Origin of the sequence: Pseudomonas sp. PS02303, from assembly GCF_029959925.1 — a bacterium.
GTDB classification, from domain to species: domain Bacteria; phylum Pseudomonadota; class Gammaproteobacteria; order Pseudomonadales; family Pseudomonadaceae; genus Aquipseudomonas; species Aquipseudomonas mandelii.
This window is the reverse complement of record NZ_JASCOM010000173.1, coordinates 1-12645: the sequence shown is the minus strand read 5'-3', so window position 1 is coordinate 12645 and position 12645 is coordinate 1. Positions and strand designations below refer to the sequence as shown.

The 12645-nt window shown below is 59.6% G+C and carries 11 protein-coding genes; 3 read left to right on the top strand and 8 right to left on the bottom strand.

Annotation, left to right across the window (positions count from 1 at the left end; genetic code table 11):
- Positions 1 to 79: 79 nt before the first annotated feature.
- From garD to kdgD, 4 genes are all read right to left on the bottom strand, one after another.
- Complete coding sequence (gene garD / locus QMX98_RS25715) at positions 80 to 1633, bottom strand: galactarate dehydratase (protein WP_145306986.1); 1554 nt, start codon at positions 1631 to 1633, stop codon at positions 80 to 82.
- Between the two features lie 11 nt (positions 1634 to 1644).
- Positions 1645 to 3012 (bottom strand): MFS transporter, encoded by a 1368-nt coding sequence (locus tag QMX98_RS25710; RefSeq protein WP_010463380.1) that lies wholly within the window; start codon positions 3010 to 3012, stop codon positions 1645 to 1647.
- A gap of 165 nt (positions 3013 to 3177) precedes the next feature.
- On the bottom strand, positions 3178 to 4623 hold the full coding sequence (locus tag QMX98_RS25705) for an aldehyde dehydrogenase family protein (RefSeq protein WP_282411560.1): 1446 nt from the start codon (positions 4621 to 4623) through the stop codon (positions 3178 to 3180).
- A gap of 58 nt (positions 4624 to 4681) precedes the next feature.
- Positions 4682 to 5593 (bottom strand): 5-dehydro-4-deoxyglucarate dehydratase, encoded by a 912-nt coding sequence (gene kdgD / locus QMX98_RS25700; RefSeq protein ID WP_010463384.1) that lies wholly within the window; start codon positions 5591 to 5593, stop codon positions 4682 to 4684.
- Between the two features lie 236 nt (positions 5594 to 5829).
- On the opposite strand from kdgD, the gene QMX98_RS25695 reads away from it, so the two are divergent.
- The 3 genes from QMX98_RS25695 to QMX98_RS25685 all read left to right on the top strand — a co-directional run bounded on the left by QMX98_RS25695 (position 5830) and on the right by QMX98_RS25685 (position 7813).
- Positions 5830 to 7131: a phospholipase gene (locus tag QMX98_RS25695; RefSeq protein ID WP_282411559.1), complete on the top strand. Its 1302-nt coding sequence runs from the start codon at positions 5830 to 5832 to the stop codon at positions 7129 to 7131.
- A gap of 13 nt (positions 7132 to 7144) precedes the next feature.
- Positions 7145 to 7336: a hypothetical protein gene (locus QMX98_RS25690; protein ID WP_221108281.1), complete on the top strand. Its 192-nt coding sequence runs from the start codon at positions 7145 to 7147 to the stop codon at positions 7334 to 7336.
- Between the two features lie 252 nt (positions 7337 to 7588).
- Positions 7589 to 7813: a hypothetical protein gene (locus QMX98_RS25685; RefSeq protein WP_221108279.1), complete on the top strand. Its 225-nt coding sequence runs from the start codon at positions 7589 to 7591 to the stop codon at positions 7811 to 7813.
- On the opposite strand, the gene QMX98_RS25680 is transcribed toward QMX98_RS25685, so the two are convergent.
- From QMX98_RS25680 to QMX98_RS25665, 4 genes are all read right to left on the bottom strand, one after another.
- Entirely contained in the window at positions 7810 to 8559 is a 750-nt protein-coding gene (locus QMX98_RS25680; protein ID WP_031318393.1) for a FadR/GntR family transcriptional regulator, read from the bottom strand. The two genes, QMX98_RS25685 and QMX98_RS25680, sit on opposite strands and share 4 nt — an antisense overlap.
- A 252-nt stretch (positions 8560 to 8811) precedes the next feature.
- Positions 8812 to 10539, bottom strand: a complete 1728-nt coding sequence (locus tag QMX98_RS25675; protein WP_010463398.1) for an ABC transporter ATP-binding protein/permease — start codon at positions 10537 to 10539, stop codon at positions 8812 to 8814.
- 96 nt (positions 10540 to 10635) lie between these two features.
- Positions 10636 to 11196, bottom strand: a complete 561-nt coding sequence (locus QMX98_RS25670) for a response regulator transcription factor (RefSeq protein ID WP_007901386.1) — start codon at positions 11194 to 11196, stop codon at positions 10636 to 10638.
- Positions 11189 to 12451: an ATP-binding protein gene (locus QMX98_RS25665; RefSeq protein ID WP_010463401.1), complete on the bottom strand. Its 1263-nt coding sequence runs from the start codon at positions 12449 to 12451 to the stop codon at positions 11189 to 11191. The genes QMX98_RS25670 and QMX98_RS25665 overlap by 8 nt, the downstream gene beginning before the upstream one ends.
- Between the last annotated feature and the right edge of the window lie 194 nt (positions 12452 to 12645).

The following is a 12645-nucleotide window of genomic DNA, read 5'->3' as shown; positions in this document are numbered from 1 at the left end:
GCTCCCGCTGGACTGCGCAGCAGGCCCATTTTGGAGGCCGCTTCGCGCCCCAGCGGGAGCAAGCTCCCTCGCCACAGGGTCAGGTGATCGGCGCCGGGTTGAACAGGGTGATGTCGTTATGCAGTTTGTGCTGCTCGGCCCACGTCTGCTTCTTGCCGCTCGCCACGTCCAGGTAGTAGTGGAACAACTCCCACCCAAGGTCTTCAATCGAAGCGCGTCCGGTCGCAATACGCCCGGCATCGATGTCGATCAGGTCCGGCCAGCGCTGTGCCAGTTCGGTCCGGGTCGATACCTTGACCACCGGCGCCATCGCCAAACCATAAGGCGTGCCGCGCCCGGTGGTGAACACATGCAGGTTCATCCCCGCCGCCAACTGCAACGTCCCGCAGACAAAATCACTGGCCGGGGTCGCGCAGAAGATCAGCCCTTTGCGCTTGAAGCGCTCGCCAGGGCCGAGCACGCCATTGATCGCACTGCTACCGGATTTGACGATCGAGCCCAAGGACTTTTCGACAATGTTCGACAACCCGCCCTTCTTGTTGCCCGGCGTGGTGTTGGCGCTGCGGTCCGCCTCACCCTTGGCCAGGTAACGGTCGTACCAGTCCATTTCCCGCACCAGCTCCTGAGCAACCCCCTCAGTTTCCGCGCGGGAGGTCAGCAGATAAATCGCGTCGCGCACCTCGGTGACTTCGGAAAACATCACCGTCGCGCCAGCGCGCAACAACAAATCAGAGGCATAACCCAGCGCAGGGTTGGCGGTGATGCCGGAAAACGCATCGCTGCCGCCGCACTGCATGCCCAGAATCAGCTCGGACGCCGGCACAGTTTCCCGGCGACGCTGATCGAGCTTCTTCAAACGGGTCTCGGCCAGCGCCATGATCTGCTCGATCATCTCAGTGAAACCGTGACTCGAATCCTGCAAGCGGTACAACCACGGCTCGCTCAAATCCACCGAGCTGTCGCCCTCGTGCATCACCTGCCCGGCCTGCAATTTCTCGCAGCCCAGGCTGATAACCAAGGCTTCGCCACCCAGGTTCGGGTTGCGCGCCAGATTGCGCACGGTGCGGATCGGGATGTACGCGTCAGTGGCAGTGATCGCCACCCCGCAGCCGTAGCTGTGGGTCAGCGCCACCACGTCATCGACGTTCGGGTACTTGGGCAGCAACTCATCCTTGATGCGCTTGACCGCATGGTCGAGCACGCCGGTCACGCACTGGACGGTCGTCGTAATCCCGAGAATATTGCGCGTGCCAACGGTCCCGTCGGCGTTGCGATACCCCTCGAAGGTGTAACCGTCCAGCGGTGCCTGGGCCGCCGGTACTTCGGTGGACAGCGGCAGGCTGTCCAGCGGTGGCGCGGTGGGCATGCGCAGTTGATCTTCCTTGACCCAGCTGCCGCGCGGGATCGGCTGCAACGCATAGCCAATGGTCTGGCCGTAACGAATCACCTGGCCGCCTTCGGGAATGTCCTCGAGGGTGACTTTATGGCTCTGCGGCACGAAGTCCACCGTCACCAGGCCATCTGGAAACTCGGTACCGGCCGGTACGCCTTGGTCGTTGACCACGATCACGACGTTGTCCCGCTCGTGCAGGCGGATGTAGCGCGGCGAGTCGGAATGTTCAATCAACTGCATGACGCCGCTCCTCAGGAATGCGCTTGAGACAATTTGTTATTGGTTTCAGGACCGCTGACTGGCGGCTCTTTCAGCACCACACGTTTGATCGGACCGACGATCACCAGGTAGCTGAACACTGCAACCAGTGCGTTGCAACCGACAAACACCAGCGCCCATTTGAACGAACCGGTGGAGCTGATGATGTAGCCGATCACGATCGGGGTGGTGATCGAAGCGATGTTGCCGAAGGTGTTGAACAGGCCACCGCTCAGGCCGGCAATCTGTTTCGGCGAGGTGTCGGACACCACCGCCCAACCCAGCGCACCCACGCCTTTGCCGAAGAAGGCCAGGGCCATGAAGCCGACGACCATCCACTCGACATCAACATAGTTGCACGCCACGATGCTGCTGGAGACCAGCAAACCCGCGATGATCGGTGCCTTGCGAGCGAAGGTCAGGGAATGGCCCTTGCGCAGCAGGTAATCGGAAATCACCCCGCCAAGCACCCCCCCGATAAAGCCGCAGATCGCCGGCAACGAAGCAATGAAACCGGCCTTGAGGATGGTCATGCCGCGTTCTTGCACCAGGTACACCGGGAACCAGGTCAGGAAGAAGTACGTGATGCCGTTGATGCAGTACTGGCCCAGATACACGCCGAGCATCATGCGGTTGGTCAGCAACTGGCGGATGTAGTCCCACTTCGGACCGTCGCCTTTTTTGCCCTTGCCTTTGTCCTGGTCCATGTCGACCATGCCGCCGTTGTCGGCGATGTGCTTGAACTCGGCGTCGTTGATCATCGGGTGCTGGCGCGGGCTGTAGATCACCTTCAGCCAGATCCCCGAGAAGATGATGCCGATCACGCCCATGACGATAAACACGTGCTGCCAGCCGAAGCTGTAGACGATCCAGCCCATCAGCGGTGCGAACAACACGGTGGCGAAGTACTGCGCCGAGTTGAAGATCGCCGAGGCCGTGCCGCGTTCAGCCGTCGGGAACCAGGCCGCGACGATACGGGCGTTACCCGGGAAGGATGGCGCTTCGGCCAAGCCCACCAGGAAGCGCAGCATGAACAGCGCAACCACTGCGGTGGACATGCCGAATTCGCCGACATAGCCCTGCAGAACGGTGAACAGCGACCAGGTGAAAATGCTTAGCGCGTAGATCTTTTTCGAGCCGAAACGGTCCAGCAGCCAGCCACCGGGAATTTGCCCGGCCACGTAAGCCCAACCGAATGCAGAGAAGATGTAACCGAGGGTGACCGCGTCGATGCCGAGGTCTTTTTGCAGGCTGGAGCCCGCGATGGCGATAGTGGCCCGGTCGGCGTAGTTGATCGTGGTCACCAGGAAAAGCATGAGCAAAATCAAATAGCGGACGTGAGTCGGCTTGGTCGCTTGCATGTACATGTACTCCCACTGATTATTTTTATGCGCGGGTGAATCTTTGGTTTTTCTGTGGGAGCAAGCCTGCTCGCGATGGTGGTCAACGATGACGCGGGGCATCAGGTTTACCGCCGCGTCCTCAAGACCTTCGCGAGCAGGCTCGCTCCCACAGAGGGTGTTGCGTTACGAACCGATGTAGCTGGTCTTCACGACCGTGTAGAACTCTTGCGCGTAGCGACCTTGCTCGCGGGAACCATAGGATGAACCTTTACGCCCGCCGAATGGAACGTGGTAATCCACGCCCGCCGTCGGCAGGTTGACCATCACCATCCCGGCCTGGGAGTGGCGCTTGAAGTGGTTGGCGTACTTCAGCGACGTGGTGGCGATGCCCGCCGACAGACCGAATTCGGTGTCGTTGGCCATGGCCAGCGCGGCGTCGTAATCGGCGACGCGAACGATGTTCGCCACCGGGCCAAAGATCTCTTCACGGCTGATGCGCATCGCAGCTGTGCTGTCGGCAAACAGCGTTGGCGCGAGGTAGTAGCCTTCGGTGTCGCAAGTCACCAAGTCGCCGCCGCTGACCAGACGAGCACCTTCGGACTGGCCAATGTCGATGTACTTCATGTCCTGTTCAAGCTGCGCTTGCGAGACGACCGGACCGATGTCGGTGCCGGTTTTCAACGCGTGACCGACCTTGATCGACTTCATGCGCTCGGCCATGGCTTCGACGAACTTGTCGTGAATCCCGGCGGTGACGATGAAGCGGCTCGACGCCGTGCAACGCTGACCGGTGGAATAGAACGCGCTCTGCACCGACAGCTCGACCGCTTGCTTCAGGTCGGCATCGTCGAGAATGATCTGCGGGTTCTTGCCACCCATTTCCAGCTGAACCTTGGCCTGACGCGAGACGCAGCTGACGGCGATCTGACGACCGACACCGACAGAACCGGTGAAGCTGATGCCGTCGACTTTCGGGCTCTGCACCAGCGCATCGCCAACCACGCGACCGCTGCCCATCACCAGGTTGAAGACGCCGGCCGGGAAGCCTGCGCGGGAGATGATTTCCGCCAGCGCCCAGGCGCAACCCGGCACCAGATCGGCCGGTTTCAGCACGACGCAGTTGCCGTAGGCCAAGGCCGGGGCGATTTTCCACGAAGGGATCGCGATCGGGAAGTTCCACGGGGTGATCAGGCCAACGACGCCCAAGGCTTCGCGAGTGACTTCGACGTTCACACCCGGGCGCACCGACGGCAAGTAGTCGCCGGACAGACGCAGGCACTCACCGGCGAAGAACTTGAAGATGTTACCGGCGCGGGTCACTTCGCCGATGGCTTCAGGCAGGGTCTTGCCCTCTTCCCGGGCCAGCAAGGTGCCAAGCTCTTCGCGGCGGGCGAGGATTTCGGTGCCGACTTTATCCAGTGAATCATGGCGAGCCTGAATGCCCGAAGTCGACCAGGCCGGAAACGCAGCGCGAGCGGCGTCGATGGCGGCGTGGACCTGGGCCAGATCAGCCTTGGCGTAGTCGCCGATGGTGTCGGTCAGTTCGGACGGGTTGATGTTGGCGCAGTAATCACTGCCCGCCACCCATTCACCGTTGATGTAGTTATCGAAACGCTTTGTATCAGCCACAACAATCTCCTCACGCAAAAGGCCGCTGATTGCTCAGCGGCCTTATTAATCGGGTGTGTTACTGCGCACCTTGCTTGTCGATCAGCGCAGCCAGAGCTTCGTACTCTTCTGGCAGCAGATCGGTCAGCGGTGCACGCACAGGACCTGCGTCATAACCGGCAATTTTTGCCCCGGCCTTGACGATGCTCACCGCATAACCGGCTTTGCGGTTACGGATGTCCAGGTACGGCAGGAAGAAGTCGTCGATGATCTTGCCAACGGTGGCGTGATCTTCGCGGGCAATGGCGTGGTAAAAATCCATCGCCGTTTTCGGGATGAAGTTGAACACCGCCGAGGAGTAGACCGGTACGCCCAATGCCTTGTAAGCAGCGGCATAGACTTCAGCGGTCGGCAAACCGCCCAGGTAGCTGAAGCGATCACCGAGGCGGCGACGGATCGATACCATCAACTCGATATCGCCCAGGCCATCCTTGTAGCCGATCAGGTTCGGGCAGCGCTCGGCCAGGCGTTCCAGCAATGGCGCGGTCAGGCGGCAGACGTTGCGGTTGTAAACCACCACGCCGATGTTCACCGATTTGCACACGGCTTCAACGTGGGCGGCAACGCCGTCCTGGCTGGCTTCGGTCAAGTAGTGCGGCAGCAGCAACAAGCCTTTGGCGCCCAGGCGCTCGGCTTCCTGTGCGTACTCGATGGCCTGGCGAGTCGAACCGCCCACACCAGCGAGAATCGGCACGCTGTTTTCGCAGGTGTCGACGGCGGTCTTGATGATTTCCGAATATTCGCTGGCCGCCAGAGAGAAGAACTCACCGGTGCCGCCTGCGGCGAACAACGCCGTGGCGCCGTATGGGGCCAGCCATTCGAGACGCTTGATATAGCCCGCGCGATGGAAGTCGCCCTGAGCATTGAAATCGGTGACCGGGAAAGACAGCAGGCCAGAAGAGAGGATGGACTTCAGTTCTTGTGGATTCATTATTCGAACACCCTGGGTAGCAACGTTTGTGTGAGAAAAGCGTTCAGCCTGTGGCCGAGTTGTAGGTCATCGTACAACTTAAATAATAACCGTCAACTGCATTTCATCGTCGCGCCTGGAAATTTGTGTCGGAAGGGGATTTTCTTGACGTAGGAAATTTCTCACCTAAGCTCTGATTAGCTGTATATACATACAGTTATCTTGAAGCATACCGACGACATATCAAGGAGCCAGAAATGTCAGGTCTACACGCTCAACCGCAGGAAAAACCAGAACAGATCATCGCGAACCTGGACGATCTTTTTACTGAAGACGGTATCGCCGTCACCGCCAACAGTTCGCTTATGCTGAAGCTCGGCGAACATCACGACGCACCTCAAACAACTAACGCTACGCCTGGCAAAGCCTTGAAAGGCAAGCCACAGCTGAGGTTTGAGGGCGGCGAGCACACCGCCATCGGTGACGGTACGTTGCTGCGTTTTATCAAGGACGCGCCCGCTGTGCCCGCCTCGCAGGTAGCGCTGCATTTACCCAATGGACTGGCGCTGACATATGGTCAGATCGTCGCCCTGGGCGGTGACTTTTATGGCATTCCCGATCAACCAGTCAGCGAAGGCGCCACGCCTGCCGACCGCGTCCAGCGCTTTACCAATGCCTTCAACTCGCTGGCGGTGCTGCCGGCGTCCAATGCCGAAGCCAAGCTGATCCTCGGCGTCATGCAGAAGGAAATCGCCGCCGTTAAACAGGCAATCAAAGACGGCAAACAGCCTCACGAGGCGTATGACGCACTCGGAGATACGTTGTCAGAAGAGTGGAACAGAATCACGGGCGGCGGCAGTTTCGTCTCGGCGCTGTTTCCCTTGGGGCGCTATCTGAAACTGGCCGCCAATAATGCTGACCACTTTGCCGAATGGGCGCTGCTGGCCTATATCTCCGGGCACACGGCAGCCCTGCAACAAGCGGTGAAGGCGCACAGCAGCAACGATGAAAAGCAGCTGGAACTGGCCTACGCGATGAACGCGTTTGCCGATCACTACCTGACCGACCTGTTTTCTGCCGGCCATTTGCGAGTACCGCGTAAACAGTTGGCTGCGGTGGTCACGCCCAGTGATCTGGGCTCACTGATTACCCGCTTCATGCACGACGAAGACAGCAAGTTCGGCCTCAATGTGCGCAACGGCACCGGCGATCACTGGCGTGGGTATGGCGACAAACGCTACTTCGACGCCATCGACAGCGCCAATCGTGTCCAGGTGAATCAGGCGGTGCAGGTGTCGGCGGATGAAGTGTTTGCGGCGTATCTCAGCGGCACCGTCACGGTTCCCGATAATTTTGGCGCCTTGAAAAAGACCCCGGATCTGCAAGCCGTATTAAATCCTGCGAACAACTTTTCACCGTTGTTCCGGGTTGAAGGCAGCAAGGTGCTGCGGCGCAAGGACGTCAACAACCTGAACGACACCGCCACCGTCGATGACTGGTGGGGCTGGAGTACTTACTTGCTGCTCAAGGACTACAAACCCACTGGCAATGTCGCCTGATAAGGAGATCGAAATGACTATCAAATTGAAACTGGAATTGGCTTCGGGGCAATCGCCGAAGGGAGCGCCGCTTGAGTTGTTATCCAAGGGCGTGGTGATTGGACGGGCGGTGGTGGATGAGCGTGGGGATGTGACGTTTGATGCCAAGCCCGGGGTGGCTGAATTGGCTGTAAGGGTAGATCGTTCGATTCTGCGCTCAGGCTGACAATTCAGTATTAAAGCTGCCGGCCCATCGCTAGCAGGCTAGTTCCCACATTTGACCGGGGGTAAACACCCATAGTGTGTTCACTGAAGATCCCCTGTGGGAGCGAGCCTGCTCGCGATGGCATTCTGACAAACACAGCAATAGCTGGAAGTAAGCACTGACCGTTCATCAAAACTGTTATTTCTTACAGTTTCGCCCCCGCTAACAACGACGCTTAATTAGACAATCATTTGCTGCACAGGCCAAACGCTCATGTCCACAATCCACCGCTTTAACTTTCCGGCCAGAACCAGACAAGCAGCGTTGGAAACGCCAACTGACTTTGACCTCAATATCAGCGTCGATGACATCGTCGAGTTTGAAACACTGCCCGGCCAGTATTGGAAAATCACCCTGAAAATATTCAAGGTGTTGCTGAACAACACTATTGAGTATGTCGATTACAAAACGGTCGAGGTAGAAGATCCTTACCCCTAGCCGCGCTGCGCCTCAGCCTCTTCATGAGCATGGCGCAGCCGCTCCCGACTGTTCGTCAAATGCAAACGCATTGCCGCCCGCGCCGCATCCGAATCCTGGCGTGCAATCGCATCGTAAATCTCTTCGTGCTCACGGCTCAGGCGACTCATGTAGTGCTGCTGATCATCATGGGCCAGGCGCGCAGAGTTCAGGCGGGTGCGCGGAATGATGCTGGTGCCCAGGTGGGTCATGATGTCGGTGAAGTAGCGGTTACCGGTCGACAGGGCGATTTGCAGGTGGAACTGGAAGTCGGACGCCACGGCATCACTGGCGTGGGCGGCACTTTCATTCAAGGCGTCCAGCGCGGCGCGCATCAAGGCCAACTGTTCCGGGCTGCGGCGTTGTGCAGCGAGGCCGGCGGACTCCACTTCGAGGCTGATGCGCAGTTCCAGAATCGCCAATACGTCACGCAGGGTGACCACGGTCGCCGGGTCGATGCGAAAACCGCTCGGGCTCGGGGTGTCGAGCACGAAGGTGCCGATGCCGTGACGGGTTTCCACCTGGCCAGCGGCCTGCAAACGTGAAATTGCTTCGCGAACCACGGTTCGGCTGACGCCATGGGCATCCATGATCGCCGACTCGGTGGGCAATTTGTCGCCACGTTTGAGGTGGCCGTCGCGGATCTGCTCGGACAGCACCGTCACCAATTCCTGTGCGAGGCTGCGGCGCTTGCGAGGGAGGCGTGGTGCGTCGATCGGGTTTTCCATGGTGAACGTCTGTCTCGAAAATTGCGGCTGAAACCGCATCATAGCTCAACGCGGTTGTACGATCACCACCACCCACTTTTGTAAGAGCAACTGTGGCGCGGGGATTTATCCCCGTTGGATGGCGCAGCCATCCCAAAACCCACAGCCTCGGTGCATCAGGTATGCCGAATGCAGTGGTTTTGCGACGGCTGCGTCGCCGAACGGGGATAAATCCCCTCGCCACAAAAGCTCGTTCCCACACGGATTGTGGTGTTATGCGATCACGGTCTGGTCCACCAGATGACCATTTTCAATGCGCACATGCCGTGGGTGGAAACGCTTCAGACTGCTGCGATGCCCGACGCTGACGATGCTCAACCCCGGTATTTCATCGATCAAGGCCTGATACAGCGACGCCTCATCCTCTTCGTCCATCGCCGACGTCGCCTCGTCCATGTACAACCACTGTGGTGCATAGAGCAGCGCACGAGCGAAGGCCAGCCGTTGCTGTTCACCCGGCGACAGCATGCGCTGCCAGTGATTGGCCTCGTCCAGGCGCGCAACGAGGTGCGGCAAGCGGCAAGTTTCCAGCACATGCACATACCGCTCGTGCGGATAAGTCCCGCCGGCCTGTGGATAACTCAGTGCCTCGCGCAACGTGCCAATCGGCAGATACGGCTTTTGTGGCAGGAACAGGTAACGCGCCGTCGGCAGACGAATGCTGCCATGACCCGCCGGCCACAGGTGCCCCATCGCCCGCAGCAAGGTCGACTTGCCGCTGCCGGAACGACCGCTGAGCATGACGCGCTCGCCCTCCTCCACGGTCATGTCGGCGTTGGTCAGCAAGTGACGACCGTCGGCCAGATCGAGGCCCAGGTTGTGCACCTTCAAGGCTGTACCCGAATTCTGCACATCAATCGCCGGCGCTCGCTCTTCGTTGTCGGTCATCGCCTGGCGGAAACTCAGCAGACGATCACAGGTGGCTCGCCAAGCGGCCAAGTCCTGGTAGGCGCTGATGAACCAGCTGAAGTTCTCCTGCACGTTGCCGAACGCGGAGTTGATTTGCATCAGCTCGCCAAGCTCGATCTTGCCGGCGAAGTAACGCGGCGCGGCGACCATAAACGGGAAAATGATTGCGATCTGGCCATAACCGGAGGTGAAGAAGGTCAGGCGCTTGGACACTTTCATGATGTCCCAGAAGTTATGCCAGACCAGCCCGAAGCGCCCGCTCAGACGGCGGTTTTCATTGGGTTCGCCGTTGTACAGCGCGATGCTTTCCGCGTTCTCGCGAACTCGCACCATGGAAAAACGCAGGTCAGCTTCGAAGCGTTGTTGATTGTTGTTGAGGCCAATCAAACGACGGCCAATCAAGTGCGTCAGCCAGCTGCCGACGGCGGCATAAACCAGAGCGCACCAGAACATGTAGCCGGGGATGGTGAAACCGAACACTTCGATGCTGCCCGACACACCCCACAGAATGATCGAAAACGACACCAGACTGACGACGTTGCGGATCAGGCCCAGCCCCAGGCCCAGCGTATTGGAGGTGAAGCTATTGAGGTCTTCGGAAATCCGCTGGTCAGGGTTATCGGTGTAACCGCCCTGCTCCAGTTGGTAGTAGTTTTTATGACCGAGCCAACGGGCGAAGTGCTGCTCGGTGAGCCAGGCCCGCCAGCGAATCGTCAGCATCTGCGTCAGGTAGAGCCGATACACCGCACCGAGAATCGCCACCGCAGCAATCCCGCAGAAGTACAGAATCAGTTGCCAGAAAGCCGCTTCGTCCTTCTTTTGCAGGGCGTTGTAAAAATCCTTGTACCAACTGTTGACCCACACCGAAATCGCCACGCTGAACAGTGACAGCGCAATCACGGCGATCAGCAATGTCCAGGCCTTGCCCTTCTCTTCGCTGCGCCAATACGGCGTGGTCATCGCCCAGACTTTGCGAAAAAACTGCCCGCGCACAGCATCGTTGACCGCGGAATACTCAGCGTTCTGATTCATGGAAAAGGCTCGATAAAGAAAAGAACACACCCGAACCGATCATAGATGATCGGTTCGGGTTATCGCGAGGGCTGGCGTTAATCGTTCAGCGTCCGTTCAGCGGCGGACCGGACGCTTTTGCAGTTTGCGCTGCAGCGTGCGGCGGTGCATGCCCAAGGCGCGGGCAGTGGCGGAGATGTTGCCTTCGTGTTCGGTCAGTACGCGCTGGATGTGCTCCCATTGCAGGCGGTCCACCGACATCGGGTTTTCTGGCACCAGGGTGTCGAGGTCAGCATGCTCGGAAAGCAGCGCGGCCAGCACGTCGTCAGCGTCAGCCGGCTTGCACAGATAGTTGCAAGCGCCGCGCTTGATCGCCTCGACGGCGGTGGCAATGCTCGAGTAGCCGGTGAGGATCACCACGCGCATTTCCGGGTCAAGTTCGAGCAGTTTGGGCAGCAACACCAGGCCTGAGTCGCCGTCCATTTTCAGGTCCAGCGCGGCGTAATCCGGGATGTCGGCCTGGGCGATGGTCAGCCCTTCTTCGGCGGAACCGGCGGTGCTGACGCGAAAACCACGGCGGGCCATGGCGCGGGCCATCACACGGGTAAAGGTTGCATCGTCGTCTACCAGCAGCAAATGCGGCAGTTCTTCGCCTTCAACTTGGATCTCGTCACTCATGTTCGTCTCCTCGGGCGACACGGGGCAGGCGCAGCTCGGTGAGCGTGCCGCCTTCCTCATGACTGTAGAGTTTCACTGAGCCGCCGGCGCGTGTCACGCTGGCCTTGCTCAAAAACAGGCCGAGGCCGAAACCTTTGCCCTTGGTGGTAAAAAACGGCTTGCCAATCTGTTCGGCAATGGCCAGCGGCACGCCGGCGCCATGGTCGCGAATGCTGATGGTCAGGTCCTCGGCATTCCAGTCCAGCGTCACTTGCAGCCCTTCGGGGCACGCATCGGCGGCGTTGTTGAGCAAATTCAGCAAGGCTTGCGTCAGGTCTGGCGGCGGTGCCATGCGTGGCACCGTGCCCTGGCCCAGCCGTTGGAAACGGTAACTGGCTTCCGGGCGCATCAAGTGCCAGCGGTTCAGCGCTTCGTCGAGCCAGTCGGTGACGTCCTGCATTTCCACCGCCAGGCGTCGATTGGCCTCGGCGGCGCGCACCAGTTGCTGCAAGGTCTCTTTGCAGAGTTTGACCTGATCTTGCAACACGCTTAAATCATCCTGCAACAGCGGGTCGGGATGGTCCTGGCGCATTTCCTTGAGCAACACGCTCATGGTGGCCAACGGCGTGCCCAACTCATGGGCGGCGCCGGCCGCCTGGGTCGCGACGGCCAGCAATTGCTGGTCGCGCAGGCCTTCTTCACGACGGATGGCGCGCAGTTCTTCCTGGCGGCGCAGCTCTTCGGCCATGCGCGCGGCAAAGAATGTGATGACGGCGGCGGCGAGGGCGAAACTCAGCCACATGCCGTAGATCTGCAAGTTTTCCCGGGCGATGGGGAAGGTTTCCAGCGGATAGAACCGCGCCAGCAACAACGTATAAAGCGCCAGCGCGATACCGGACAGAATCACCGAGTAGCGCCACGGCAACGTCACGGCGGCGATGGTCAGCGGCACCAGGTAATAGGAAACGAACGGGTTGGTCGAACCGCCGGAGAAATACAGCAAGGCACTGTGGATAAACAGATCACAGGCCAGTTGCAGGGCATATTCCAGCTCGGTGACCGGCCACGAGGTGCGCAGGCGAACCGCCGTGAACGCGCACAGCAGCGTCGAGCAGCCGAGGGTCATCGCCAGTTGCACCCACGGCAACGGCAGCAGATCGAACCAGTAGGCCAGGCCCACGGAACCGGCCTGAGCGGCGAGTACCAAGGTTCGGATGAAGGTCAGCCGCCAAAGGTTCTGGCGAGTGGCGGAAGTGATTTGAACGGGGGCGAGCATGAGCTCTCCTGATGAGCGCTCCAGGCGGATCGCACGGAGTATAACCAAGCACGGGGGCTGGCAGGCAAAAGTGCGGCAAACAGCCACATGGCAGGAAGTTCTGCTGCGTCTATAAGGACGCCTTCGCGGGCAAGCCTCGCTCCTACAGGAATGTGTCGTTCAAAGGATTGGCGTACGACACATTCCTGTAGGAG